25 protein-coding genes are annotated in these 23,417 nt (G+C 35.6%); 6 read left to right on the top strand and 19 right to left on the bottom strand.

The window, feature by feature from the left end; genetic code table 11:
• Window positions 1-183 (top strand): IS3 family transposase (locus tag DET63_RS13100; RefSeq protein WP_142675680.1); only part of this gene is annotated, 183 nt, incomplete at its 5' end.
• A gap of 53 nt (window positions 184-236) precedes the next feature.
• Here DET63_RS13100 and DET63_RS13095 read toward each other — a convergent pair.
• From DET63_RS13095 to DET63_RS13085, 3 genes are read right to left on the bottom strand one after another with little or no spacing between them, the layout of a single operon-like run.
• The gene (locus DET63_RS13095; RefSeq protein WP_002087817.1) at window positions 237-488 is read right to left on the bottom strand and encodes a DUF2164 domain-containing protein; all 252 of its coding nucleotides are present in this window, start codon (window positions 486-488) and stop codon (window positions 237-239) included.
• Between the two features lie 17 nt (window positions 489-505).
• Window positions 506-958 (bottom strand): peptidoglycan recognition protein family protein, encoded by a 453-nt coding sequence (locus DET63_RS13090; RefSeq protein ID WP_113936952.1) that lies wholly within the window; start codon window positions 956-958, stop codon window positions 506-508.
• Window positions 959-973: 15 nt separating this feature from the next.
• The gene (locus tag DET63_RS13085; RefSeq protein WP_113936951.1) at window positions 974-1,777 is read right to left on the bottom strand and encodes a protein phosphatase 2C domain-containing protein; all 804 of its coding nucleotides are present in this window, start codon (window positions 1,775-1,777) and stop codon (window positions 974-976) included.
• 143 nt (window positions 1,778-1,920) lie between these two features.
• Here DET63_RS13085 and DET63_RS13080 point away from each other — a divergent pair, with 143 nt between their 5' ends.
• Entirely contained in the window at window positions 1,921-2,730 is an 810-nt protein-coding gene (locus DET63_RS13080; protein WP_000251329.1) for a YitT family protein, read from the top strand.
• A gap of 20 nt (window positions 2,731-2,750) precedes the next feature.
• Here the strand turns inward: DET63_RS13080 and DET63_RS13075 are convergent, their stop codons facing one another.
• Complete coding sequence (locus DET63_RS13075; RefSeq protein ID WP_113936950.1) at window positions 2,751-3,122, bottom strand: VOC family protein; 372 nt, start codon at window positions 3,120-3,122, stop codon at window positions 2,751-2,753.
• Window positions 3,123-3,358: 236 nt separating this feature from the next.
• Between DET63_RS13075 and DET63_RS13065 the strand changes: the two genes are divergently transcribed.
• Window positions 3,359-4,891, top strand: coding sequence for a BA3702 family sensor histidine kinase (locus DET63_RS13065; RefSeq protein WP_113936949.1), 1,533 nt, complete (start codon window positions 3,359-3,361; stop codon window positions 4,889-4,891).
• 114 nt (window positions 4,892-5,005) lie between these two features.
• Here DET63_RS13065 and DET63_RS13060 read toward each other — a convergent pair whose 3' ends face one another.
• The 11 genes from DET63_RS13060 to hutP all read right to left on the bottom strand — a co-directional run bounded on the left by DET63_RS13060 (window position 5,006) and on the right by hutP (window position 18,105).
• Window positions 5,006-5,797 (bottom strand): phosphotransferase, encoded by a 792-nt coding sequence (locus DET63_RS13060; protein WP_113936948.1) that lies wholly within the window; start codon window positions 5,795-5,797, stop codon window positions 5,006-5,008.
• A 137-nt stretch (window positions 5,798-5,934) separates the two neighbouring features.
• Entirely contained in the window at window positions 5,935-6,549 is a 615-nt protein-coding gene (locus DET63_RS13055; protein ID WP_113936957.1) for an alpha/beta hydrolase, read from the bottom strand.
• 27 nt (window positions 6,550-6,576) lie between these two features.
• Window positions 6,577-7,515, bottom strand: coding sequence for a ring-cleaving dioxygenase (locus tag DET63_RS13050; protein ID WP_113936947.1), 939 nt, complete (start codon window positions 7,513-7,515; stop codon window positions 6,577-6,579).
• A 485-nt stretch (window positions 7,516-8,000) separates the two neighbouring features.
• Entirely contained in the window at window positions 8,001-9,575 is a 1,575-nt protein-coding gene (locus tag DET63_RS13045) for an FMN-binding glutamate synthase family protein (RefSeq protein ID WP_113936946.1), read from the bottom strand.
• A 71-nt stretch (window positions 9,576-9,646) separates the two neighbouring features.
• Window positions 9,647-10,774 (bottom strand): alkene reductase, encoded by a 1,128-nt coding sequence (locus DET63_RS13040; RefSeq protein WP_113936945.1) that lies wholly within the window; start codon window positions 10,772-10,774, stop codon window positions 9,647-9,649.
• Between the two features lie 601 nt (window positions 10,775-11,375).
• Entirely contained in the window at window positions 11,376-11,837 is a 462-nt protein-coding gene (locus DET63_RS13035; RefSeq protein ID WP_170935206.1) for a CarD family transcriptional regulator, read from the bottom strand.
• A gap of 291 nt (window positions 11,838-12,128) precedes the next feature.
• Window positions 12,129-13,100: a formimidoylglutamase gene (gene hutG / locus DET63_RS13030; protein WP_002128542.1), complete on the bottom strand. Its 972-nt coding sequence runs from the start codon at window positions 13,098-13,100 to the stop codon at window positions 12,129-12,131.
• A complete protein-coding gene (gene hutI, locus DET63_RS13025) occupies window positions 13,079-14,350 on the bottom strand; it encodes an imidazolonepropionase (RefSeq protein ID WP_000887531.1) in 1,272 nt (423 codons plus the stop codon). Before hutI ends, hutG begins: the two co-directional genes overlap by 22 nt.
• 12 nt (window positions 14,351-14,362) lie before the next feature.
• Window positions 14,363-16,021, bottom strand: a complete 1,659-nt coding sequence (gene hutU, locus DET63_RS13020) for a urocanate hydratase (protein WP_002137750.1) — start codon at window positions 16,019-16,021, stop codon at window positions 14,363-14,365.
• A 23-nt stretch (window positions 16,022-16,044) separates the two neighbouring features.
• Entirely contained in the window at window positions 16,045-17,562 is a 1,518-nt protein-coding gene (gene hutH, locus DET63_RS13015; protein ID WP_002033511.1) for a histidine ammonia-lyase, read from the bottom strand.
• Window positions 17,563-17,664: 102 nt separating this feature from the next.
• Window positions 17,665-18,105, bottom strand: coding sequence for a histidine utilization transcription antiterminator HutP (hutP, locus tag DET63_RS13010; protein WP_113936944.1), 441 nt, complete (start codon window positions 18,103-18,105; stop codon window positions 17,665-17,667).
• A gap of 202 nt (window positions 18,106-18,307) precedes the next feature.
• Here hutP and DET63_RS13005 point away from each other — a divergent pair, with 202 nt between their 5' ends.
• On the top strand, window positions 18,308-19,255 hold the full coding sequence (locus tag DET63_RS13005; protein ID WP_113936943.1) for a class I SAM-dependent methyltransferase: 948 nt from the start codon (window positions 18,308-18,310) through the stop codon (window positions 19,253-19,255).
• A 13-nt stretch (window positions 19,256-19,268) separates the two neighbouring features.
• Here DET63_RS13005 and DET63_RS13000 read toward each other — a convergent pair whose 3' ends face one another.
• Window positions 19,269-19,841 (bottom strand): DJ-1/PfpI family protein, encoded by a 573-nt coding sequence (locus DET63_RS13000; RefSeq protein WP_113936942.1) that lies wholly within the window; start codon window positions 19,839-19,841, stop codon window positions 19,269-19,271.
• Window positions 19,838-20,413: an AAA family ATPase gene (locus DET63_RS12995; RefSeq protein ID WP_113936941.1), complete on the bottom strand. Its 576-nt coding sequence runs from the start codon at window positions 20,411-20,413 to the stop codon at window positions 19,838-19,840. Before DET63_RS12995 ends, DET63_RS13000 begins: the two co-directional genes overlap by 4 nt.
• A 253-nt stretch (window positions 20,414-20,666) precedes the next feature.
• Between DET63_RS12995 and DET63_RS12985 the strand changes: the two genes are divergently transcribed.
• Window positions 20,667-20,963 (top strand): hypothetical protein, encoded by a 297-nt coding sequence (locus DET63_RS12985; protein ID WP_113936940.1) that lies wholly within the window; start codon window positions 20,667-20,669, stop codon window positions 20,961-20,963.
• A 103-nt stretch (window positions 20,964-21,066) separates the two neighbouring features.
• Entirely contained in the window at window positions 21,067-21,498 is a 432-nt protein-coding gene (locus DET63_RS12980) for a DUF2621 domain-containing protein (protein ID WP_113936939.1), read from the top strand.
• A gap of 551 nt (window positions 21,499-22,049) precedes the next feature.
• Here the strand turns inward: DET63_RS12980 and DET63_RS12975 are convergent.
• Window positions 22,050-22,556, bottom strand: a complete 507-nt coding sequence (locus DET63_RS12975) for a CcdC family protein (protein WP_002014224.1) — start codon at window positions 22,554-22,556, stop codon at window positions 22,050-22,052.
• A 90-nt stretch (window positions 22,557-22,646) separates the two neighbouring features.
• Window positions 22,647-23,354 (bottom strand): cytochrome c-type biogenesis protein CcdA, encoded by a 708-nt coding sequence (ccdA, locus tag DET63_RS12970; RefSeq protein WP_001152684.1) that lies wholly within the window; start codon window positions 23,352-23,354, stop codon window positions 22,647-22,649.
• Between the last annotated feature and the right edge of the window lie 63 nt (window positions 23,355-23,417).

The raw sequence follows: 23,417 nt of genomic DNA, 5'->3' as shown, positions 1-23,417 counted from the left end.
GCCTGTATCGAGTCATTTTTCTCCCATTTTAAATCGGAGATGTTGTATTTGAATCATTTTAAAACAGAAGAAGATTTAATACAAGCAATTGAAGAATATATTTACTTTTATAACTATAAACGGTTCCAAAAACGACTCAACCATCGAGCTCCGATAGAATATCGAATCTCGATGGCTGCTTAGTCTTTTTAATACTGTCTACTTGACAGGGATAAGACCAAATTTCTAGTCTTTTTTTATTTCCCTTCATTCTTCTCTAACACATATAAATCTTCTTCAATATTCGTTAATTTCTCACTTACAAGCTTTCTTGCATCTCCAATTGCTTGATTGTATGCAAATGGTCCAACTAATTTAATCATTTCCTCTATTAAACGTTCTGCTTGGAAACGTCCAATTTCATCTAAATCTTCTTCAACGAAAAATTGCTGAATTTGTGCTACAAGCTCTTCTTTTTTATCAGTCGGTATTTTTATGTTCATCATCATTCGTTACTCCTCTATATTTAAGATAATACTTTTCTTAACTCTACCATAGAAAAGCGATTTCCTGGACAAGTTTTTGTAACCCCTTCTAACTCCCTATGGCCGAGTATATTTTCTTTCTCTATGGCAAACTGCTTCATAAACATTTTACATAAAGAATATAATGAATTCATTTGTGCAGTAGTTGGATCATATTTATCAAAATTCCCCGTCATACATATTCCAATTGTATCACTATTATTATCTTTCGCATGTGCTCCAATATGTAAACCTCGTCCTTCGACTACAGTTCCATCTTCTTCAATAAAATAATTGTAACCAATCCCGCTCCATCCTCTTACCTTTTGATGAAATTCGTGAGTTTTATACACATCCCAGCCATCTTCTGACGTATGGTGGATGATCAGTTTATTTACTTTTTCTAAAGGAACTAACTCATTTTGAAATGTTAAATTTACACATTTAATTTCCATTTGAACTTCCTCCCCTTAAAAATCAATTATAATAATTGTTTTATCATCTGGTCTTATTCTATTTTCTCCTTCTAGCCTTTCAATGATTGCTACATATTCTTTTATACTATTCTTTCTTATATATATCACAATTTGTTCTAACGACCACTCCGGATGGAACAATCCGTCCGAACAAATAAAGATCCCACTTACATCAGCTACATGTAATTCCCCATGTTGTAAATAAGTCATCGCTTCTTTCATCCCATTTGCAACTGCGTAACCGTGTGGCACATTCGCAAGATAGCGGTTGTATTTCAACTGCTCCCGAACATCTTGAAAAACATGTTCTTCCGGGACTGGTAATCCTTTTTTACGATCCTCTTCTCTCTTCTTTTTTGCGCGTTTACTAATTCCCTTAACTGTATCTTTCGTTAATACTCTTATCGCTCCATCCTGAAATATTGCAACGATCATACAATCACCTAATTGTGCATATTCAAGCTTATCGCCTTCTATTTGAACTGCTGCAATACATGTACACCACAGATGGTCTTTTTTTCTCGTATCAACCTTGTACTCTAGCATCTTGTTTTGCAATAATTCATTCGCCTTTGCAACTTCATCTTGTAAACTATTGATCTCTCGTAGCGAAGTAAAATGACTTGCAAATAAATGTGAAGCGATGTATGCTCCATTATGTCCTTCTTCATCACAAAATGGAACTAACGGTGTTGCTCCATCGCATACACCGTAAATCATTTTATCTTCATTACAAAAAAATGAATCCTCACACTCTTGTTTTAAAGGACTCTTCTGTTGATACGTCGTTATCTTCATATCTGTATCCCCTCCTAATTTATCAAACACTCGAACTATTTAGATTAATCTAATTTTCCGAAATAAACTGTTTTCCCCAAAAACTTTCAATTTCATATATAATCTTGAAATAATATGATTATTTAGTGAAGGACGGGAAAGAGATGGTCAGATTTCTTGGTGTTATTTTTGGTTCTATTATTATCGCAATTGCCTTTAATCTTTTCCTTATCCCCCATAAAATTTTAAGTAGTGGAATTGGCGGAATTGCTATTATTTTAGGGATTGTAACCCCTGTAAACACAGGTATTATTAACTTTGTATTGAACTTACCTATCCTTATTTTAGGATACATAGGTCTTGGAAAAAAAGTAATTTTTAACACGGTTGTTTCTGTAATTGTATTATCTGTTGCATTATACTATGTTCCAGTAAAAGTCGTAGCAACAGACCCACTTTTATCATCTGTATTTGGCGGTGTCATCGCCGGCGCTGGTATTGGTCTTGTCTTTAACTGCCATGGTTCAACTGGTGGCTTTGATATTATCGGTATGTTGTTATCTCGCAAGCGAGATATTAAACTTGGTGGATTCCTTATTGCATTAAATACAGTTGTTGTTGTCATTGCAGGATTTTTCTTCACTTGGGATGTTGCCCTTACAAGCTTACTTTCAATTTATGTAACTGGTAAAGTAATTGATGCCGTTCATACAAAACATCGTAAAGTTACACTTATGATTGTAACAAATCAAGCGGAAGAAATGAAAAAAAAGCTTCTTTCAACTGTAGTACGTGGAATTACGTTACTTGATGGTGAAGGTGCTTATTCAAACGAGAAAAAACGTGTACTTATGACAGTCGTTTCACGTGAAGAATTAGCAAGTATGAAACTAACGATTTCGGAAATTGATCCTCATGCATTCGTTAATATTACGGAGACTGTTGAAGTATTAGGATTGTTTAGAAAAGTGTAAAAAACTAGGTGGATCTCCACCTAGTTTTTATTTTCCATAAATTCAATTCGATTTCCAAACGGATCTGACACGTAAAATCTGATTACATCTGGTCGCGCATGATCATCTATTACTTCAATACCTCGCTTTATTAACCCTTGTTTAAATTCATTAATTTTCAAAACATAAAAAGCTGGATGCGCTTTTTTAGCTGGATTAAAATTTTTCTCAACTCCGATATGAATCTCTTGATTTCCACACTTAAACCAACACCCACCACGCTTCTTTAATTCCTCTGGCTTTGGGATTTCCTCCATACCAATTTTATTACCATAAAATTCTCGTGCTTCTTCTTCACATCCTACTGGCGCCGCTACTTGTACATGATCAATTCCTTGAATATAATTTTTCATATTCCTTCCCCCTCTTCTATTCTAATGTTATAACGAAAATACATTCATGTAACTTAGAAAATATTAATAAAGCAATATAAGATTCTCTTATTACTACCTTTTTTTACCTTCCACTAAAAATAAAAAAGAAAATTTATTATATAATTTCCATTTTTTATAGAAATACACATTGCACCTATATTATAGTTAGTACTAGATTCATCTTTTTTAGATGCTAGTTGTACGGAGGAAATATTATGAGTCGTAAAAAACATTCATCTACTCAAAAAAAGCGTCACCCAAACGTCTCGGAGCGCTTGCGAAACCATATACAAAATCGTTCTTTAGCAGAAATGTATGCATCTCTTTTTGAACATAACCCTGATAGTATTATTTCATTGAATTTAGAAGGAGTTATTTTACATATTAACCCCTCTGCGGAAAGAATATTAGGTTATACTTCTAACGAATTAGAGCGGAAAACAATCACTTCTATTTTAGAAGCACATATTTCTGATCAAGTGCTACAATACATAAAAAATGCTGCAGCTGACAATCAAAAAGAGTATATCGTCTCTATTTATCATAAAGACGGATATTTACTAGATGTCGTAACAAAATTAGTTCCTATTTTTGTTAAAAACCGTTTAACAGGTGTATACGCCATTATGAAACCCCTTGAAAAATCAGAAAGAATTGAGAAAGTATTACAAGAGAGTGAGAAACGATTACGCACATTAATGAATTCAATGCCTGCATTTGTTATTTTTAAGGACCATGAAGGACGCTGGCTTGAAGCGAATGACTATGCGCTTTCTTGTTTCAATTTCCATAACGTTCCTTATCATGGAAAAAGAGATAATGAACTCATTCAATATAACGAAGCATACCGCGAATCTTTTTTGCATTGTGAAGAAGTCGATGAACTAACATGGCAAAAAGGACAAATTCTTCACGGAGAGGAATTTATTATACATAGAAATGATTTCGACCTAGTTTTAAGCATTTCAAAAGTCCCACTCTTCCATCCTGATGGCTCACGCAAAGGTCTTATAGTGATGGGAAGAGACGTTACCGAACTAAAAGAAACTGAAAAGTTATTACGGAAATCCGAAAAACTTGCAGTAGTAGGACAACTGACAGCTGGAATCGCTCATGAAATTAGAAACCCGCTCACTTCATTAAAAGGATTTTTAACGTTATTACATCCAGAAATAAATGAGGAAAATAAATGGTATGTGGACGTTATGTTGAGTGAAATTTCACAAATGGAATCTATAACAAGCCAATTTATGGCGATGTCTAAACCACAAGTGTTATTTATTCATACATGCAACGTACAAACATTAATTGAAGAAGTTGTAACTTTTATTTTACCAACAGCAATTATGCATAGCGTTCATATCATCATGGATCATTTCGATTATATTTCTGACATTCAATGTGACAGTAATCAATTAAAACAAGTTTTGATTAACATATTAAAAAATGCAATCGAGGCGATGCCTGATGGTGGTAACATTTTCATTCAAACAACTTCGTTAGAAAGTGATTTTGTTTCAATACGCATTATGGATGAAGGTTGTGGGATTCCTGAAGAGCGCATGGCTCGTCTTGGCGAACCTTTTTATAGCTTGAAAGAAAAAGGAACTGGCCTTGGCTTAATGATGTGCTATAAAATCATTCAAGAGCATCACGGGAAATTATTCATTTCCAGTGAATTAAACATAGGAACAACTGTCGATATCCAATTACCGATTGCTACAGCTCATCCTGTAACAAACTCTTAACTATACATCTACACGATATTATAAGTAGTTCAGTTATTGTGGAAAACATCTACACTAAAAAGCTCAAAGTCCCTATATGACTCTGAGCTTTATTTTTGTATACGATTTATTTTATTAAATCCACTCTTTTCCATGTTTACGAATAAACTGAATATCATTTTCATAATGTTCAAGATGCCCTTCATCTATCATCTTTTGGAAGTTCATATCGCCTTCTAGCGCTTTTCTTTCCACATATTTACATAACCCTTCTAATCGTAGCAATACCATCTCCAGATAATCTTCTTCCATACCCCCACCGTAAGATTCAAAAAACAATTTAACCCTTTGCTTTATGCGGTCTGCATGCTGTAATGAATTATAATAAACCGCCTCACTTGTTTCCTTATAATAAACTCTACTTAATGGGACACAAGTGTAAAGAGTATAGGCTATGTCCCAAAGTCTTGGCCCAGGACCAGCAACATCAAAATCGATAATACCTACTGGTTTTTCGTTATTAAAAATAATGTTGTATATTGCAAAATCATTATGGCATACAACCTCTATTTTATTTGGAGTATTATCCATCGGTTTCCAATCATCTGATAACGGGAAGTCACTCACAGCATCATGATAAAGACGGAGCATCTTCGCTATTTCTTTTAAAACATCATTAGACCACATATACTTTTTTAAAGGATAATTACCAGCTTCTCCTTCAATAAATGATAATATCTCTCTATCTTTATCATCAATACCTAAAAACTTTGGTGCATAACTAAAACCTTTGTTTTCCAAATGATTTAATAGCTTATGAATTTTGGTACTGCCTTGCTTTAATTCTCGTCGAACAGTATCTTCCGAACGATATACGTTTGAGACATTCCCTCCCGTTAACATTTCTTCATTTTCGTAGTTTGACATCTAATAGTTCCCCTCCATTATTCTACATTTTCTTTATATTTTAACATAACTTTCCTATTCTCTTTTAACCCCTTAAATTGCAACAAAAAAATCGAGTATAAAGTCTTTATGATTTTACACTCGATTTAGTCTACTATTTATGCATGTGAAAATATTTTTTCATACCATTCTGTTGCCTTCTCTACTTCATTCATCGTTAATTGATGTCCTCTATTTTCCCAATGCATTGTTACATTAGCATCTACATTTTCTAATAGCATCTTCAATTCCTCTGACTCAGAAGGTGAACAAATTGGATCATTTGTTCCAGCAGCGATAAATACGAATTTCTCTGCTAAATTAGGTAATTCTATTCCTCTTCTAGGCACCATTGGGTGATGAAGGACTGCACCTTTTAATGCATTTTCGTAATGGAATAATAAGCTCGCCGCAATATTTGCTCCATTTGAATACCCAACAGCTACGATATTATCTCTATCAAATTCATATGTTTTTGCTGCTTCATTTAAAAATTCATTTAATTCCTTCGTACGGAAAACAAGATCCTCTTCATCAAAAATACCTTCTGCTAATCGGCGGAAGAAACGAGGCATCCCATTTTCTAATACATTTCCACGAACACTTAATACAGAAGTTTCCCGATCAATTCTTTCTGCAAGCGGTAATAAATCTAATTCATTTCCTCCTGTACCATGAAGCAATAACAACACTGGTTTTGACGTATCTTTTCCTTTTTGAAAAACATGTTTCATCATATTCCTTTTCCCCTTTCAATCACTTTAATCTAGATTTCTCACTTCAAATGGTAAGAGTGTCTGTTCAATTTGTTTTCTATGTTGTTCATATCGATCCGGTAATTTTAACTCCTCACCCATCGTCTCTAAAGATTCGTCATGGGTAAAACCAGGAGGGTCTGTTGCAATTTCAAATAAGATTTCGCCGTGTTCTCTAAAATAAATTGCGTTAAAATAGTTTCGATCTTGTACAGGGGTTACACCATATCCAAAGCGAGACACATGCTCTTTCCAGTCTAATTGATCAGCATCATCATTCGCTCTCCAAGCAATATGATGAACTGTACCAACACCCATTTGCCCACGTCCAATTGTTGATAATCTCAAATCGATAATATTTCCAATATCAGCAGAAGAACGGAACCGCATAAACTCTCCCTCTTCTCCTACTTTCTCAAGACCCATAACATGCTCTAGCAATTCAGCAGTTTTTTGAGGTTGTGCAGATAAAAGAACAGCACCGCCAAATCCTTTAATTGCTACTTCTGGCGTAACTTCCCCAAAAGTCCAATTATTTAATTCGCCCTCTTCTCTTTCAACTAATTCTATATGCAAACCATGTGGATCATCAAATTCTATATACTGTTCTCCAAACCGAGTCATTTTTGTATACGGTACGTCGAATTTTTCTAATCTATTTTCCCAAAACTCCATTGTGCCTTTTGATACGACATAAGACGTAATGCCTACTTGACCGTCCCCAATAATACCTTGACGAGCACCTGCCCATGGGAAAAACGTAATAATTGTTCCAGGCTTTCCTCCTGTATTACCAAAATAAAGATGATACGTACCTGGATCATCAAAATTCACTGTTTGTTTTACTAAACGCAATCCTAATACACCTGCATAAAAATCTACATTTTCTTGTGGGTGACCTACGATTGCTGTAATGTGATGAATTCCCATCGTTTTCTTTTCCACTTTCTCCACCCCCTTTTTTTATTTCATTACAAAAAACGTTTATTCGCTAAAATTCATTATTCATTTTGTCCATATGATAAAGTTCAATCCGCAATACTATCTTTTTCAAAATTGAGGTATTTCTCTAAAAAACTAACACATTTCATTTAGTTCAAAAAATATCTCGAATTCGAGATATTTTACAAAAAAACTACAGTTCTTATGATTATATTTTAAATATTGATTTTATGATTTTGACTATCCTTCAAAAAATATCTTGAATTCGAGATTTATTATAGTCTAATTAGTTTTTATTGTCAATGCGGATATCATTTCATTTTTTCATCAAAAACAATATTCTGATAACTCATCTCCATCAAACAATTTGTTTGAAAAAGAGCAACCGAAAAGCGGGAACATTCATGTAATAAATTTCTACTTTTCCCATAACCAAAAAAGCCATACAAATGTATGACTTTTTTGATTTTTTTTGTTCAGCTACATATTTACTTCCCAATTACGGAAGGAAACAATTCCGAAAGTGGAACTACTCTCCCCATCTCATCTTTAAACACAATATGCTCTCTCGTTAAATGGCGTGGGCTCTTTACCCCTGCTGCTGCCGCTAATGAAAACAAACTATATCTCATACTAATAACATAGTTCATTACTCGCCATTTTTTCTCATACGGATCTAATGCTTTTTGGTAGTGTGGATTCGTAGTTGCAACCCCCGATGGGCATTGCCCTGAATTACATTGAAGTGCCATAATACAACCACTTGCCATCATGAATCCGCGTGCTGAATTTACGGCATCTGCACCGATAGCTAAAGCAATCGCTACTTTATCTGGCGTGATTAATTTCCCGGAGGCAAACACCTTTAATTTATCCCTGACACCGTAATGATTTGCTGTATCAATAAATGTAAGTAGTGCCGGTATAAGCGGAAGCCCCATACTATCTGCCATCGATTTATATGTTGCCCCTGATCCACCTTCTGAACCGTCGATTGTAATAAAATCTGGATAGATGTTTAATTCTTTCATTGCTTTTAATAAATCTTCCAAAGGCTTCTGTTGACCAATTACAATTTTCATACCCACTGGTTTACCACCGTTTTCTTGTAAATCTTGAATAAAATATAAAGCCTCTGCGGCACTACTAATAAATGAAAAACGATTTGGCGAATTAATCGTTTCTCCTTCTCGTACTTTCCGAACGGAAGCGATTTTCTCATTTACCTTCTGTCCTTCTAAATGACCACCACGTATTTTTGCTCCTTGCCCAAATTTCAATTCAAACGCTTTAATATTACTTTCTTTCGCCTTCTCCATAAATTCCTTCATCGAAAAATTCCCGTCCTCGTCACGGTATCCAAATAATCCCGGACCAATTTGGGCAATGATATTTGCACCCGTATGTAAATGTTCTGGAATGACACCCCCTTCCCCAGTATTAATCCACGAACCACCTGCCATTTTTGCACCAAACCCAGCTGATAAAATATAATTTTCTCCAATCGCACCGTAAGATGTCGCTGACGCTCCAAACATCCCATACAGTTTCCATGGATATTTACGATTTTCGCCGACTACAATTGCATCATCTTCTTCATACAACCAAAGGTTTGTTGTATCCGCTGTCAATTTTTCTCTTCTTGAAAATAACCCTTCTTTATGAATCATATATTTTTTCCCCTCACGTTCTTGCGTGAGATTCACACTTAATTCATCTGTTAATGTGGGGAATAATGTATTAGCAATATAATAGCCAGATTCCTCAAAATCTCGTTTTGATCCAAAACCAAGTATTTCAGAACGGTATTTTGCTAGAAACATAACACTTTGAAAATCGTAGCGCGAAAAGGGCTTTCCGTCAGTATCATGATCAAACCAATATTGCCGAAATTCCGGGCCTATTTTTTCGAGCAAATAGCGCATTCTACCTAAGTATGGATGCAGTTTTAATATAGAATGATGCGTCCGTTTTTTAATAAAAAATGTAATGATAAAAAAGACAATTAAAAGTAGCATCAAAAAGAGCAATATACTAATAATAATGAGTAGCGCTTCACTCATTCCGCTTCCCCCTATATATGAAATTCCATAATAAAAAGAGAACACTCCATGTGTTCTCTTTTTATCCTTATTCACACTAACGTAGCAAGATGCTCTTTCGCGTCATATTCAACCAAACTTTCAGCATTTTTAATTCGCTGAACAAAATCTGGATTAGCGATTAATGGTCTTCCGAACGCCGCTACATCAATTGTTCCTTCTTGCAGTGCTTCTTCTGCCTCTTTCGGATTCAAATTACCTACTCCTACGATAGTACCATCCCAATACTTTCTTACTAATTGATGAAAATTCTTGCCGTCAGCAATAACTTGCGTATAATTCATCGTTGAAGGGTGAATCATCGTTAATCCAACTTCTTTAAACATATTTACAAACGTTTCAATTGCAAGTTCAGGATGTTCCCACATATAAGTAGGATTATCACCTTTAAAGGCAGAGAAGCGAAGAAGCGTTTTATCAGCTCCAACTGCTTCAATTACAGCCTGAACAACTTCTTTCATAAACGTTAACCTTTGTTTTAAGTCACCGCCGTATTTATCAGTACGCTTATTCGCAAATTCATAAGTAAATTGGTCAATTAAATATCCGTGTGCACCGTGAATTTCTACACCATCAAATCCAGCTTCTATCGCATTCTTTGCGGCTTGTGCATATTGACCGATAACTTCTTTTATTTCTTCTATTGTCATTGCTTCTGGTGTATCAAACGGTTTACGAAAACGCGGAACATTCCCCTCCGCAGCAATAGCAGAAGGTGCTTGCGGCATTTGACCACCAATTATTTCGTGATGACTCATACGTCCAACATGCCATATTTGAGCAATAATCGTTCCACCTTCTTTATGTACTGCCTCTGTAACAGGTTTCCAAGAATCGACTTGCGCTTGTGTATAAATACCTGGTACTCCTGGATTCCCTTTTGCTCTCTGACTAATGACAATTCCTTCTGTAATAATTAGTCCAATCCCATCAGCAGCACGTTTTCGGTAATATTCGACTACGTCAGCACCAACGACTCCAGTCTCATTATTTGCAAAACATCTCGTCATCGGTGCCATCGCTATGCGATTACGAAGAGACCAAGATCCAATTTGAATCGGATGAAATAACTTCGTTTCTTCAATATTTTCAAAAGACCCCCAAGCGTTTATATTTGTTCCTTCATAAATACTTGCCGCTTTATTATTTGAACTTGTCATTTTTCTTCCCCCTAAAAAAATCTAACTATAATCGCATCATACTTACTTTTAGATAGTAACGTCAATTTATACGTCTTTACCATTAAAGATTCGAATATTAAACAAACAGAATGATAAAAACAAAAATTAAAAAGGTTTCCTAAGTAGGAAACCTTTTTTAGTTGACCATATAAGGCTAACAATTCGTTTATCTCTTTTAAATAAAGAAAATAAACAATTATTATCTCCTCACATATGGAAAATCTCTTAACAATAGAAGTGGGAGTGGTTCAGTATTCTTCTAAAAATAATAACTTATATACCTAAAACAATGAAAGCCCTACCTCTCTTTCATCCTTACGGCTCCTCGTCCGTGCCAGTGTGAATCAGGATTGCAAAAATCAAGTAACTATTTTATTGAGTTATTTAATTAAACTTCGAACATTCGTAAAAGAAATTAAAAAATAAAAATGGATTAAATTGTAGTAATAACAAAAGAGGTTAATGCTCTAAAAGTGGTTTGAAAGAGTTGAATGTCTTTGAAATGATTGATTTTCTATAATTATATTCCCAAAAAATTCAAGATCTTTTTTGGGATGTAATACATTATCTACAATGAATCTTAACAAAAGCTTTTTATTTGATTTTCTGTGATACCTTCAATTAATCCCAGCTCACTAATCAAAAATTCATGTGCGTTATCTAACATTTTCTTTTCGCTTGCATTAAGTGCTTTTTCTTTCTGCATACGTAATAAATCACGTACAACTTCAGCACCTTCTTGTATTTTACCCGTTTTTATTTTATCAGTGTTTAATTTATACCTTTGTTTCCACGTAAGTAATCTATCTGATTCCCCATGCTGAAAAATATCTATTATGTTTGTTAATGCCTTTATATCTGTAACTGGTCGTATATTTGAACTCAATATTTTCCCCATAGGAATCATTACTTCCATATTACTAGCCGACATTTTTATAACATAATACTGTCTTTTTTCTCCTGAGATTTCCTTTTCTTCTATGGCTTTAATTATACCTGCTCCGTGCATTGGATAAACGATGTTATCGCCAATTTGAAACAAATAATCCACCTCCATATATGGTAACCTTCTCAATCTTAACACACATTTATTTTTTTAGCAAAATTTTTATAATATCACAAAATTATTTTCTATGTCAATTTATTTACACATAAAAATTCAAGCTGTACAGAAACACTAAAAAACCCGCGATTTTGTTACATTTCTACACCCATTTCCTCCAATTTTATATACCTTGTAAAACAAAAAAATACATCACTACATATAAGTAGCGATGTATTTTTATATACTGACAAAGACGGTTGCTTCAAAACTTCACACACGATCCTTCGCTTATATACTAACCTGTTTACTAATCGTTTCTCGCGCTAAAAGAAAACTCATAATCACTTGCGCAGCTACTCTACTCGTCATATCCCTAAAATCAAGAGTTGGATCAATTTCTACTATATCCATCCCTTGAACGAGTGGCTCTTTACCCAGGAATTCAATTGCATCAAGTAAAGTTGTACTATCCATCCCACCAGGGCCAATTGCTGGACAGCCTGGCGCAAACGCTTGGTCTAGTACGTCCATATCAAGGGAAATATAAATAGAAGTCACATCTTGTTTTCTTAATACTTCAATACTTTCTGAAATAAGATCTTTTATTTTTCGCTCTCTTACATCTTTCATTGTATACACTGTCACGCCATGCTCTTTTGCATATTCATGGTACGCTCGTGCATTTGAAAAATTACGAATCCCAATTTGAACGAGTTGTTTTCCTGTAATCACATCATTTTCTAGCAAACTACGGAACGGTGTACCATTTGATGGACCACCATCATCTAAATTACGTAAATCATGATGAGCATCAAATTGAATAATACCGACCTTCCCTTTACTATTTGCAAAACCAGTTATACTCGGAAAACTAATCGAGTGATCACCACCAAGAACGATTGGTATCATTTTCGGATTTACTTTCGTCAAGTGACCAACTGTTTTCGCAATTCGGTTATGACTCTCTTTTATATCTGTCACATGCATCGTAATATCACCGCAATCATGAAGAACACTTTCTTTCATATCGTGTTCTTCTGTAATTGCGTACGTGCTATATGCATCCAACATTGAACGAATTGTTTTTGGCGCAAAACATGCTCCTGAATGACTAATAGATGGTTTAGAAAGGGGCGCTCCAATTAAGGCAGCACCGAATATTTCCACTCCTTCCTCCCAATTTTTAATCATTTCGCTCCATTTCGTCACTTCACGATCGATAAACTTTGCATTTTTCTTTAAATAGTGGCCGTGCTCCACGATTGTTCACCTCTTGTATATGCGATATTCCCATTCTTCCATACTGTATTTACATGACTTACGCCGTAATGGTACGGTACGTAAGCGTAATTATAAGCATCCCATAAAACTAAATCCGCCTTACGACCAACTCTAATTTTCCCAGCTACATCGCCTCGATTAATGGCATAAGATGAGTTCACTGTTACCGCATTCCAGACTTCTTCTGGTGTCATTTTCAGTTTCAGCATCGCAATGCTCATAATAAGCTGAATATTTTCAGTTGGACAGCTACCTGGGTTAAAGTCTGTAGCTAAAGCAACTGCAACACCTTCATCAATCATTTTGCGGCCGCGTGCGAAGCTTTCTTTATTTAAATAGAAAGTTGTTCCTGGTAATAAAGTTGCTACTGTATTAGAATTCGCAAGCATTTCAATTCCTTTATCAGAAGCGCCAACTAAATGATCCGCTGATGCTGCACCAATTTCAGCTGCTGCTTCTGCACCACCTAGAGGGTCGATTTCATCCGCGTGAATTTTCACGTCAAAGCCAAGCTCTTTCGCTTTTAATAAAAATTCTTTTGATTCTTCTACAGAGAACACACCTGTTTCACAGAAAATATCAACGAACTCAGCTAATTGCTTCTCTTTCATTTCTGGTAATAGATCTAGCATCCATTGTAAAAATTCTTTCGATCTTCCTTTATACTCTTTCGGAACTGCATGAGCGCCTAAAAATGTTGAAACTAAATCAATTGAATGCTCTTTTTGTAATTGTGCAGTTGCCTCTAATTGTTTCCATTCCGTCTCATCATCTAATCCGTAACCACTCTTCGCTTCTACGGTTGTTACACCGAAAGATAGCATACGGTCTAAATGGAATTTTGCTTTTTGAACAAGTTCTTCTTTCGATGCCTGTTTCGTTGCATTTACAGTTGAAAGAATACCTCCACCTTGTTCTAAAATTTCTAGGTATGGAACTCCTTGTAATTTTAGCGCGATTTCATTTTCACGAGATCCACCAAATACAAGATGAGTATGCGGATCTACAAGACCAGGAGAAACCATTTTCCCGCCGCAATCAATAACCTCTTTCGCTTGTAATCCTTTAGCTTCTTCCGCTGTTCCAACGAAAGTAATCACGCCATTTTCAATTCCAACAGCACCGTTTTCAATAACAGGAAGCGTGTTCATCGCTTCCCGTCTTAACAAGCCATCTTCTTGATCCATTGTTAGTAATTGACCGATATTTATTAGTAAAGTGTCCAGCATGTTTCTTCCTCCTTATTTCATCATTGGAATGTTAACGCCTTTTTCTTTCGCAGTTTGAACCGCTAAGTCATAGCCAGCATCAACGTGACGAACAACACCCATACCAGGGTCAGAAGTTAATACGCGTTCAATACGTTTTGCCGCTGCTTCTGTTCCATCTGCAACGATAACCATTCCAGCGTGAAGTGAATACCCCATACCAACGCCACCACCGTGGTGAACAGATACCCAGCTTGCACCGTTTACACTGTTAATTAATGCATTTAAAATTGGCCAGTCTGCTACTGCATCACTACCGTCTTTCATAGATTCTGTTTCACGGTTTGGAGATGCTACTGATCCACAATCTAAATGGTCACGGCCGATAACGATCGGTGCTGATAATTCACCATTAGCCACCATTTCATTAATAATGCGGCCAAATTTCGCACGCTCGCCATAACCAAGCCAACAAATACGTGATGGAAGACCTTGGAACTCAACTTGCTGACGTGCCATACGAATCCAATTACATAAATGCTCATTATCCGCGAACTCGCGTAAAATAACTTCGTCTGTTTTATAAATATCTTCTGGATCACCAGAAAGTGCTACCCAGCGGAATGGTCCTTTTCCTTCACAGAATAATGGACGGATAAATGCTGGAACGAATCCCGGGAAATCGAAAGCATTTTTTAATCCTTCATCGAAAGCAACTTGGCGAATGTTATTTCCGTAATCAAATGTAATCGCGCCTTTTTCTTGCATTGCAAGCATTGCTTCTACATGTTTTTTCATACTTTCTTTTGATAATTGTACGTAACGTTCTGGATCTTCTTCACGAAGCTTCGCTGCTTCTTCTACTGTGTAACCTACTGGAATATAACCGTTTAATGGATCATGAGCAGATGTTTGATCCGTAACTAAATCTGGCGTAATATTACGCTTCACTAGCTCTGGTAAAATCTCTGCCGCATTTCCTAGCAATCCAATTGAAATCGGTTCTTTCTTCTCTTTATACTCGTTCGCAATAGTTAACGCTTCTTCTAAAGACTCTGTATACAGATCACAATATCTCTTTTCAATACGACGATCGATACTACGCTTATCTACATCAATAGCAATTACAACACCGCCGTTCATCGTTACAGCAAGCGGTTGTGCACCACCCATACCTCCTAAACCAGCAGTAATCGTTACAGTACCTTTTAATGAACCATCGAAATGTTGACGTGCCGCTTCACCAAATGTTTCATATGTTCCTTGTAAAATCCCTTGTGTTCCAATGTAAATCCAGCTACCCGCTGTCATTTGTCCGTACATCATAAGACCTTTTTTCTCTAGTTCACGGAAGTGATCCCAGTTCGCCCACTTCGGTACTAAGTTTGAGTTCGCTAAAAGAACGCGAGGCGCATCTTCATGTGATTTAAAAATTGCTACCGGTTTTCCTGATTGAACAAGTAACGTTTCATCGTTTTCTAACGTTTTTAATGAATCAACAATTGCATGGTAGCTTTCCCAATTACGAGCTGCACGGCCAATTCCGCCATATACAACTAATTCTTCTGGTTTTTCAGCTACTTCAGGATCTAAATTGTTCATTAACATTCGAAGTGCAGCTTCTTGAACCCATCCTTTCGTTTGTAACTCAGTACCTCTTGCCGCACGAATTGTTTGTTGTACTTTTTCCATTTCAATCTCTCCCTTTTCTCGTTTTATAGTGCTGCATTTACATCCAATCTTTCCTTTATTGAATAATTCGTTTTTAACCAATGCGCGATATTTTCAATATCCGTTGAGAATATACGGTCATTTGTAATAGAAGGCACTTGCTGACGACCTTGATGATAGAACGTTTTTGTAACTGTACTCATGTTTTCAATTCCGCGATATTCTGCTGCTTGCATCGCACAGATCATCTCAATTGCAAGAACGCGTCTTGCATTTTGAATAATTTGATGCGCATGACGTGAAGCGATTGTTCCCATACTTACGTGATCTTCTTGGTTAGCTGAAGACGGAATTGAATCTACACTCGCTGGATGAGCTAACGTTTTATTTTCTGAAACGAGTGAAGCCGCTGCATATTGCATAATCATGGCACCTGATTGAAGTCCTGGTTCTGGACTTAAAAATGGTGGTAAGTCATTTAATTGCGGATTTACTAGGCGTTCAATACGGCGCTCTGAAATATTTGCAAGCTCCGCCATCCCTACTTTTAAGAAGTCCATTGCAAATGCAATCGGTTGTCCGTGGAAATTACCACCAGAGATTACTTTTTCCCCGCCATCAAAAATAAGTGGATTATCTGTTGCTGCATTCATTTCAATTTCTAATTTTTCTTTCACATAATTTAAAACTTGCCAAGAAGCACCGTGAACTTGCGGGATACAACGAAGTGAATATGCATCTTGTACACGAAGTTCTCCTTGTTTTGTCACAAGTTTACTATCATGAAGAATATCACGAATTCTGCTTGCCACTTCGACTTGCTCTTTATAACCACGCGCTTTATGAACATTTTCATCGAATGCATCAATAATGCCGCGTAATCCTTCCATTGTCATCGATGCAATTAATTCTGATTGATAAGCACTTGCTTCAGCTTCTATATAAGAAAGAACCCCTTGCGCTGTCATTGCCTGCGTACCATTGATTAACGCAAGACCTTCTTTTGCTTCAAGTTCAATAGGTTCAAGTCCTTCTTCTGTAAGAGCAACCATCGCATGAACTCGTTTTCCTTTGTAGAACACTTCACCTTCACCTAATAAAACGAGAGCAAGATGAGATAAAGGTGCTAAATCACCGCTCGCTCCTAGTGATCCTTGTTGCGGAACGACTGGATGAATTTTACGATTTACAAACTCAAGAAGCATGTTTACAACAAGTGGTCTAACACCCGATACTCCTTTTAACATCGTATTAGCTCGTAAAATTAACATACCGCGTGATACTTCTTCAGGGAATGGATCGCCTATTCCGCACGCATGTGACTGAATTAAGTTGTGCTGAAGTGCTTTTACATCATCTTTTTGAATAAGTACATCACTAAACTTTCCAAATCCAGTTGTAATACCGTAAACGACTTTTCCGTCCTCTACAATTTTCTCGACAACTTCGCGGCACTCTGCCACTTTTTGCATACTAGTTGGGCAAGCTGTTACACCTTCACCTTCAAGTAACAACCTCTTCATTTCTTCAACTGTCAATGTGTGTCCTGTTAACGTAATCATTCTTTTTCCTCCTTATAAAGGCAAAAGGGGACCTTATCTTTTTAAGACAGACTTCTGTCCTAAAAAATAAGGCCCCCTTCTAACTAATAGACTATGGGCAAATCATATGTGATTAATTCCTAAACCAATCGCCTCATGCTCAGATCCTTTTACAGGTGCACCAATCGTTCCATAAAGTGCAACAGCAACCCATTCGCCTTCTTTTTTTCCGTCGTATGGTGTACCGCGCACAATCGCAAAACGAAGTCCTACTGTACGAAGAACGTCTGCTAACTGAATTTGACCTCTCGTCACTCCGTACAAAGCTTCCATAATTGCATGATAAAGTGCATGTGTTTCTCTGTAAACATCTGTTTCAATAACTCGGTTGCTCTTAGCCGCTGTTTCCATTGCTGCTACTACTTTTTGCGAATTCATAGAGCCAACTTTCCCAATACAATATTTCCAACCTTTCGGAATAGATAATACGGGACTTTCATTCTCATCCGCAAGTGCCAACAGCATGGCCATACGACCAATTCGATGTGTTCCTTGAAGAAGCATGTGACTCTCTCATTTCTTTTGAATTATTTGAATATTACTTAATTTAAGAATATATGAAAACGGTTAAATCGTCAATAGTTTAAAATATTATTCAAGCAATTTTTTATCCCTCTCATACTTGTACTTGTGTACACAATTTATTTACAGATTTTTTTCAGACGTGCTATAGTCTCACTAACAGATGCAAAGGGGCGAAATTTCAGTGGCGAAGCGAAAAGATATTCATTTTCGAATTGAAGAAAAATTACTTACAAGGTTTGAAGACGTACTCCATTACGAAGGTTTAAATAAAACAGACGTATTAACACATGCGATTCAGCAATTTTGCATAAAGGTGGAATGTGAAAAAATGAATGATGTAAAACGCCAATACAACGTTAGTGACCATTTACAAACACGTATCGATACGCATAAACATTACGAAGAAAAACAAGTGAATGTAGATGAAGTCGTCATTGAACATTTACAACTCCAAGGGGAAGAAAAAATATTAGAGGTCGGGTGTGCTAACGGAAAATTTCTTTCCCTTTTGCAAACTAATGGTCATAAAGGACATCTAACTGGTTTTGATCAATCCGAAACTATGCTTTCTGAAGCTGCTATAACGAATAATATGATTGAATGGAAACTCGGTGACGCTAGTAAACTTCCTTTCGAAGCTAATTGTTATGACCTGCTAATCGCAAGGCATATGTTATACCACATGAAAGATGTCGAAAAAACTATTCAAGGATTCCATAAGATAATTCGTCCTGGCGGCGCCCTTTTAGCTACAACAAATTCTAAAGTTTCATTACCTCGTATAGATGAAATGTGTAACAAAATGTTAGTCACATTTGATTTACCAAAAACATCACCGTCAGTAGCTCCATTTTGTTTAGAAAATGGTAAAGATCTATTGCACTCTGTTTTTTCAACTGTTGAAGAAACAATTATTCATAATGCACTTGTTTTTCATCATGCCACTCCAATCGTTAACTATATTTCTAGCATGTTCCCGTCGCTGAATATACCTGATAATATGTCCCTTCACACCGAAATGAAGGAATGGCTAAAAGAAGAAATAGAAAATGATTTATCACTTCACAACGGTATATGGCGCGATCCGAAAACGTTAGTGATTTATCGATGTAAAAAAGAAAAGAGCTAGCATTCGCTAGCTTTTACACGTTTTCCGGTAAAAGATTCTCCATCATTATATTGCCCTTTCCACTATAAAAATTTGTATTATGTTCATTCACTACTCCAAAATAGGAGGCAATCGCTAGTCCAAATGGCACAAATGCATGTCCTTGTGCTGTAATAATATTTACGTGCTGTACAACTTCTGTATACACAAAATTTTCTACTGGAAAACAATCTAATTTTTGATAATCTATAGTCACTGTATAAGAGATTTCTTTAAATAAACCTGCTCTTGCTAACGCATACGGTCCAGCACAAATCGCTGCCACTAATTTTCCTTGCTCAGAAAATTGACGAATAACTGAAAAAAGCGGTTTCGCCTCTTTCATATGTATTTCATCTCCGCCCGGAATGATAATCCCCTCATATTCTTCTACACGCACTTCACTTAATTCTATATGCGGCTGTACTTGTAAGCCTGTTTCACTTATAATCATTTCTTTTGTTAAACCCGCTGTAATGATTTCATATTTCTTTTTCAGCAATGCTGTTGCTACCGTTATTTCAAACTCTGCAAATGTCGGGTATACGAATAATAATATTTTTTTCATAGCCTTTTCTCCCTTAGCCACCCTATAAAATATGCCTCTAATTCGTTCACTGATAATATATTAGTGTCCACATAAGTTACGGGAAATTGTTTATACCATTCTTTTTCAACTTCTACTAATTTAAATTGTTCCTCAAATGTACTTCGATTTCTTGTCCTATCATTATTTCTCCTATCATACAAACTCTCTTTCGAAACATCTAAATAAAAAATTACATCCGAACGGCATTCTCTTAATTTATACAATTCATCTTTTAATTCTGTTTCTATATCCCACTCTTTCCCTATCATCTTCGGATAAAAGAGTGTATAAAATTCAATATCTTCTGGTCCGCGGTCAAAAATCATGACTGATTTCACATTTTGAAACTCTTTTATTTTTGCTTCAATAAACATTTTTTGATTTGTAATAAACCCCTCTTTTGTGTAAATATCCAAATTTAATTCTTTCCGCTTTTCTACAATTGGATAAGGGTTTTCATATATAACTGAAAGCCCACATCGCTCTAAGCTTTTGGCCAATGTTGTTTTTCCACTTGCCATCGGTCCCTGAAGTGAAATTACGTATGCCATCCCTCTCATTCCCTTTCCTTATAATATATTAATAATATACAGAATTTTGAAAACTACCAACATAATATATATCATCTTGTTTCTTATTCTTATGTAACTTATAATAAAAAATAGAGATTATGACGGACGCAAAATAATGTAAGCTTGGAAATCCAAGCTTACATTATTTTTTGCTTTCCCTTTTCTTATAAAAAGAGTATACTAGATCAGAACGTATGTTCTTAATAATTACATACAGTAAGGAGATAGAACAATGGTATACGACACAAAAGCAATTTCTTGGAATGCATCTTTAAAACAACTTCAACGCCGCTATACAAACAAACAAGTTGACCGAAAAGAATTTGAAGATATTGAACTAATGGAATTCTTCCGCGATAACGACTACATTTCTTTACCTACACATATAAGCGGCCTATCAACAGCGCGTTTTACTTCTTACTCTATTTTCACAACTGAAGATAAAGATCGTAAAGTTGGTACACTCATCATTGAATATGTAGAAAATGAAAATGATATTTTATGTGTTGAACAACTATACTTCGTTTAAACTACAACGCTTGGTCAAATTGACCAAGCGTTCTTGCTTTCTATGAATCTCACTGTTTATAATATGAATAAAAGAAAACCGCAATCATTAAGGGGGGATACACTTGCTCGAAGGATGGTTCAGTTGGTTTATTGTATTATGGACTGTTATTTTATTAGGACTTATGTCTATCGGTGGATACTTTATGTTCAGAAAATTTTTAAAACGATTACCGAAAGAAGACGGTATGTCCATTTTAGATTGGGAAGAGCATTACATAAATAAAACGAGACATTTATGGGCTGACGAACAAAAACAATTGTTAGAAGAACTAGTAAGTCCCGTTCCTGAACTATTTCGTGATGTTGCCAAATCAAAAATTGCCGGTAAAATTGGGGAACTTGCAATAAAGGAAAACGCTCCAAAAATTACACAAGATTTAATCATACAAGGATATATCGTTGCCACACCGAAGCGCGATCATAAATTTTTAATTAAGAAACTACAAGAAAAAGAGATTGATTATTCTAACTATAAAGCTTTACTTGCAAAGTAAGCCCATTATTCCTTATAAAAAAGATTGCTATTTTATAGCAATCTTTTTTATAAGCTCAACTTACAGTTACTGATTTTGTAGCAATTAATCTCGCTTTCGCTAAATCTATCTGTAACCCTACAGCACTCGTATAAATCGTATCACCAGTACCTGTAATATTTACAGAGGTATATGTTGTATTCGCAGCAATTGATCCTGTTGCATTTATATTTGCAATATTAGATTCGGCTCAAGACACTTAAGCTAAGCGAAATTTCGTCATTAACATTCCACTTTCATGTTGTATCAGTACCATCAAGTGGAGTAATTGTTAATGAAGGAACGTCTCCTATACGATCCAACCTAATCTAACTTAGCCACCAATTACCGATGATAAAACTTCAAACCAAATAGTATTCCTTATATCGGTCCATTCGTAACGTCAAACTTAAATTGCTTCTTCGATGGTCGACAATTTATACATCACAACTAGAATTGAGGAAGTTACCTTTCAGTGATTAACAAAAAACAACGTCTAATCAGACGTTGTTTCTTTATACATATAACACTCTTTACGTTAACTTCATATCTTTTTCATTATAAAAACCATCTTCTTTTTCCATTTCCTTCTGTAATTTCGTAAAGGAACGGTACATTGCAATTCTCCATGAAACGATCATTGCAAACGCAAGTAAGAAGAACATGCCACTAAGTTGTCCTAAATCAAGAGATTGGCTTAAGTATGTTTTAAATACAATCCGCACGACAAGTAATCCAATTAGTATAAAAACAAATGCTTTTGAACGCTTCAAATAAATCTCTTGTCCTCTAATTTCAAATTTAGATGTTTTAATAAGAAAAATAGAGAAAAACAAACCGACGCCAATTGCTTCTAACATTTCTGCTGGAGTTAATCGAAATTCAGGAAAAACAAACATCAACGCTCCCGTGCTCATAAAAAATGGGGGAAGTATAATTTTTTTCAATGTTGCAGGTTTCTTAGCTGCTTTTAAACGAATAAACATCGCACCGACAGCCATACAAACAGCAACGATACTTGATAACAGAACTATGTTCATATTTTCTCATCCTTTTTTGTGGCTATATGCAAAATATAATTTTATTATATGCTTTTCCGTTAGTATTTCCAACATTTTCACAGAATAATACTAAAAACCGGTAAAACCACCAAATAAACTTGAGAAATATACGATAATTTTCGTCATCCAGTTAAAATATAGGAAGATACCCATGACAATCATAACGTATCCTCCAATCTTCATGAATTTCATACTATTTCTTTTAATCCAAGACATCTTCGTAATAAAGAATGAAAGTACGAAAAACGGGATAGCAAATCCAAGTATGTAAGCAATCATATAAATCATTGCCGATTCTGGATTTGTTGCAGCTAATCCAATTACAGACACTAATATAGGCCCAGTACAAGGTGTCCATCCAGCAGCAAATGCCAATCCAATTAAAACTGAACCAAAATAACCACTCGGACGGTTTTTAAAAGTAAATTTACGATCTTGCATTAGAAACTTCGGCTTAAATACACCGACAATAATAAGACCGAACACGATGATAAATATACCACCTAACTGTCTAATTAAATCTTTATAATTTGTAAAGATGCCTCCAATAAAACTTGTACCAAATCCAATTGCAATAAAAATAATTGAAAAACCAAGTAAGAAAAACGCTGTATGTATCATACTTCTTTTGCGAAGCATTGCATTTTCTTCTTTCAATTCAGAAACCGACATACCTGTTATGTATGATAAAAATGCCGGATAAAGCGGTAAGCAACATGGGGATATAAACGATAAGAACCCAGCTCCAAACGCTAAAAAAATACTAATATCTTGCATTATTCCACTCCTCTCCTCTTCAATATTGTAGCAAAAACAATTGAAAATACTATGGACATTTCA

This window comes from Bacillus sp. DB-2, from assembly GCF_003315125.1.
Classification (GTDB): Bacteria; Bacillota; Bacilli; order Bacillales; family Bacillaceae_G; genus Bacillus_A; species Bacillus_A mycoides.
The sequence above is the reverse complement of the archived record's forward strand: the minus strand, read 5'-3'. Positions and strand labels throughout refer to the sequence as shown.

What these genes read in the sequence shown, in the direction of transcription:
- DET63_RS13060 (WP_113936948.1), bottom strand. Translation starts at nt 5,797, where the DNA reads ATGTCAAACTACGAAAATGAAGAAATGTTAACGGGAGGGAATGTCTCA.
- DET63_RS13080 (WP_000251329.1), top strand. Translation starts at nt 1,921, where the DNA reads ATGGTCAGATTTCTTGGTGTTATTTTTGGTTCTATTATTATCGCAATT.
- hutH (WP_002033511.1), bottom strand. Translation starts at nt 17,562, where the DNA reads ATGATTACGTTAACAGGACACACATTGACAGTTGAAGAAATGAAGAGG.
- DET63_RS12985 (WP_113936940.1), top strand. Translation starts at nt 20,667, where the DNA reads ATGGTATACGACACAAAAGCAATTTCTTGGAATGCATCTTTAAAACAA.
- ccdA (WP_001152684.1), bottom strand. Translation starts at nt 23,354, where the DNA reads ATGCAAGATATTAGTATTTTTTTAGCGTTTGGAGCTGGGTTCTTATCG.
- DET63_RS13065 (WP_113936949.1), top strand. Translation starts at nt 3,359, where the DNA reads ATGAGTCGTAAAAAACATTCATCTACTCAAAAAAAGCGTCACCCAAAC.
- hutP (WP_113936944.1), bottom strand. Translation starts at nt 18,105, where the DNA reads ATGCTTCTTCAAGGAACACATCGAATTGGTCGTATGGCCATGCTGTTG.
- DET63_RS13045 (WP_113936946.1), bottom strand. Translation starts at nt 9,575, where the DNA reads ATGAGTGAAGCGCTACTCATTATTATTAGTATATTGCTCTTTTTGATG.
- DET63_RS13090 (WP_113936952.1), bottom strand. Translation starts at nt 958, where the DNA reads ATGGAAATTAAATGTGTAAATTTAACATTTCAAAATGAGTTAGTTCCT.
- DET63_RS13040 (WP_113936945.1), bottom strand. Translation starts at nt 10,774, where the DNA reads ATGACAAGTTCAAATAATAAAGCGGCAAGTATTTATGAAGGAACAAAT.
- DET63_RS13085 (WP_113936951.1), bottom strand. Translation starts at nt 1,777, where the DNA reads ATGAAGATAACGACGTATCAACAGAAGAGTCCTTTAAAACAAGAGTGT.
- DET63_RS13055 (WP_113936957.1), bottom strand. Translation starts at nt 6,549, where the DNA reads ATGAAACATGTTTTTCAAAAAGGAAAAGATACGTCAAAACCAGTGTTG.
- DET63_RS12975 (WP_002014224.1), bottom strand. Translation starts at nt 22,556, where the DNA reads ATGAACATAGTTCTGTTATCAAGTATCGTTGCTGTTTGTATGGCTGTC.
- hutI (WP_000887531.1), bottom strand. Translation starts at nt 14,350, where the DNA reads ATGCTGGACACTTTACTAATAAATATCGGTCAATTACTAACAATGGAT.
- DET63_RS13000 (WP_113936942.1), bottom strand. Translation starts at nt 19,841, where the DNA reads ATGAAAAAAATATTATTATTCGTATACCCGACATTTGCAGAGTTTGAA.
- DET63_RS13075 (WP_113936950.1), bottom strand. Translation starts at nt 3,122, where the DNA reads ATGAAAAATTATATTCAAGGAATTGATCATGTACAAGTAGCGGCGCCA.
- DET63_RS12995 (WP_113936941.1), bottom strand. Translation starts at nt 20,413, where the DNA reads ATGGCATACGTAATTTCACTTCAGGGACCGATGGCAAGTGGAAAAACA.
- DET63_RS13095 (WP_002087817.1), bottom strand. Translation starts at nt 488, where the DNA reads ATGATGATGAACATAAAAATACCGACTGATAAAAAAGAAGAGCTTGTA.
- hutU (WP_002137750.1), bottom strand. Translation starts at nt 16,021, where the DNA reads ATGGAAAAAGTACAACAAACAATTCGTGCGGCAAGAGGTACTGAGTTA.